This window comes from Ruegeria sp. YKSE079 (assembly GCF_059612845.1).
In genome coordinates this window covers 1-2,640 of record NZ_JBXWRJ010000048.1, presented here as the reverse complement: position 1 = coordinate 2,640, position 2,640 = coordinate 1, and the positions used below count along the sequence as shown (strand labels likewise).

2 protein-coding genes are annotated in these 2,640 nt (G+C 57.8%); both read right to left on the bottom strand.

Features of this window, described 5'->3' with window-relative positions:
• Nucleotides 1-279 precede the first annotated feature (279 nt).
• Complete coding sequence (gene folE / locus AC2FMY_RS21915; RefSeq protein WP_496752581.1) at nucleotides 280-885, bottom strand: GTP cyclohydrolase I FolE; 606 nt, start codon at nucleotides 883-885, stop codon at nucleotides 280-282.
• A 134-nt stretch (nucleotides 886-1,019) separates the two neighbouring features.
• On the bottom strand, nucleotides 1,020-2,640 hold a 1,621-nt coding region (locus AC2FMY_RS21910; RefSeq protein WP_496808100.1), incomplete at its 5' end, for a molybdopterin oxidoreductase family protein.

Sequence of the window (2,640 nt, the reverse complement as noted above, 5' to 3'; positions counted from 1 at the left end):
AAGTTTAAGGGCAAAAATATCGGAATTAAAGGCAAAATCTCATATTTAAGGGCAAAGGACAGCCGTTGATTTCGTTGAATCTCTCATCTCACAATTAAGGGCTACGCGACAACTGGACCGCACCGCGCTGAGTGCGGTCCATTTTTTGCTGTTACGTCTTGACGATCATCATGACGTGTCGGCAACCGGTAAGCGTCGCAGTCGACTATTTCATAGGAGCGCGAAACGACAGTTGCGGTTGTCTCAAAGAAGCTGAAACTCGATCCAAGATTTCGTGATCTAGCTGCGGATTAAGCTCAGTGTTTCTCGGCGCAAGCTAGAATCCTTTGACAGCGCGCCGCGAGCCACGATCGTAACGGTTTTACTCTTATCGGCGCGCGCACCGCGCATTGCCATGCACATATGCTCGGCCTCAACCACGACCAGAACGCCGATGGGGTCCAATCCGCTAACTAGCGTATCGGCAATTTGCGCGGTCAGCCGTTCCTGAAGCTGCGGCCGTTTGGCGAGTGTTTGGGTGACACGGGCCAGCTTGCTGAGTCCGGCGAGGCGCCCGCCACCAGGAAGATAGGCGATATGAGCCTGTCCGAAGAAGGGAAGCAGATGATGCTCGCACATAGAAAAGAAGGAAATATCTTTGACGACAACAGCCCCTTCATGTTCGTCGCTGGAAAACTGCGTTTTGAGATGAATGGTTGGGTCTTCCTCCCTACCGGCGAAGACGTCTTGATACATCTTGGCCACTCGTGAAGGAGTGTCCACTAGCCCCTCTCGATTAGGATCTTCTCCCAAAGCCTCAAGAATGAGGGTTACAGCGTTCTCGATCCGTTTCTGCACATCTATCGGGGCCTTGTAGTCCCTATTGGCCGCATGAACATTGCTCATTTTTTCGTTCCAAGTCCTATTCGGATTTCTACGATGCCAAGTGAAACCGGCTTGCCCGCGGAACTGCGCTCGGACTGCCGGTCAAGAATGAAAAATCGCAGAGTGTCGTCTGGCAAGTTGTATCCTTTCAGGCGTTAGTCCGCGCGGTTCGCAGAATTTGAGCTCACACGCGCTGCGCAAAACTTGAACTCTGGGATCTTGCCGAATGGATCCAAATTCGGATTGGTCAGGACGTTCGCGGGCGCCTCAACAAAACAGAATGGCATGAAGATCATCCCTGGCGCGACTTCCCGATCTGCGCGCAAGACAGCGTTTACGGAACCTCGGCGTGTCTCCACCTCAATCGTTTCACCGGGAACAAGTCCGAGCCGGTCGATCTCTGTCGGGCTCATGGCCGCGATGCCATCCGGCTCGATTGCATCGAGCACGGTGGCGGTGCGCGTCATGGCACCGGTGTGCCAATGCTCCAGCAGGCGCCCGGTGGTCAGGATCAGGGGGAAGTCGAGATCCGGGGTTTCGTCGGGGGGGAGCAGGTCGGCCGGAACGAGCTTGCCGCGCCCGTCTGGCGTGGGAAAGCCGTTCTTGAAGATCACCCATTCCTCGCTGTCGCCTTCGAGCGGGTAGGTCACGCTGCCCCGATCCTCGACCATCTCGAAGGTAATGCCGGCAAGAGACGGCATAACGGAGGCCATTTCAGCGAACACGTCCCGCACTGACCCGTAGGACCAATCCATCCCGATGCGGGTTCCCAGGTCGATGAGAATGTCGATGTCCTGACGGGCCTGACCCGGCAAGGGCACACAGGGCCGCCCGATTTGAACCTGGCGATTAGTGTTGGTGAAGGTGCCGAGCTTTTCCGCATGGGCAGAGGCCGGCAGGACCACGTCTGCGTGCCAGGCGGTTTCGGTGAGAAATATGTCCTGAACAACGAGATGCTCTAGCTTGGCAAAGGCGGCGCGTGCGTGGTGCTGGTCAGGATCCGACATCGCAGGGTTCTCCCCCATGATATACATTGCCTTGACCTTGTCTGAGTGAACCGCGTCCACCGCCTCGACGACCGTCAGTCCGACATTTTGATCGAGCGCACGGCCCCAGGTATCCTCCATGCCCGCACGCACATCGGCATTGTCGACGCGGCGGTAATCAGGAAAGCTCATGGGAATAAGCCCGGCGTCTGATGCGCCTTGGACGTTGTTCTGTCCGCGCAGTGGATGCAGCCCGGTGCCCGGACGGCCGATCTGGCCAGTGATGAGCGCCAGGGCGATCAGGCAGCGGGCGTTGTCTGTCCCGTGAGTGTGCTGGCTGACGCCCATGCCCCAGAAGATGATCGAGTTTTGCGAGGTCGCATAGAGCCTGGCCACTTCGCGGAGAGTTTCCGCCTCGATGCCGCAGACTTCGGCCATGTCTTCGGGTGCAAAACCGACGACCTTGGCCTTGAGCGCCTCGAACTCGGCAACATGCGCCTGAATATACTGCGAGTCGTAGAGTTCCTCTTCGACGATGGTGTGCAGCAGCGCATTCAGCATCGCCACGTCGGTGCCGGGCTTGAACCGCAGCGCATATTCGGCGTGGCGCATTAAATCCTGGCCGCGCGGATCCATGATCACGAGCTTGGTGCCGCGCTTTGCTGCGCGTTTGAAATACGTCGCAGCGACGGGGTGATTGGTGGTCGGGCGGGCGCCAATGACGATCACGCAATCCGCCTTGACTGCATCCATGAAAGGGGCCGAGACTGCGCCCGAGCCGACGCCTTCG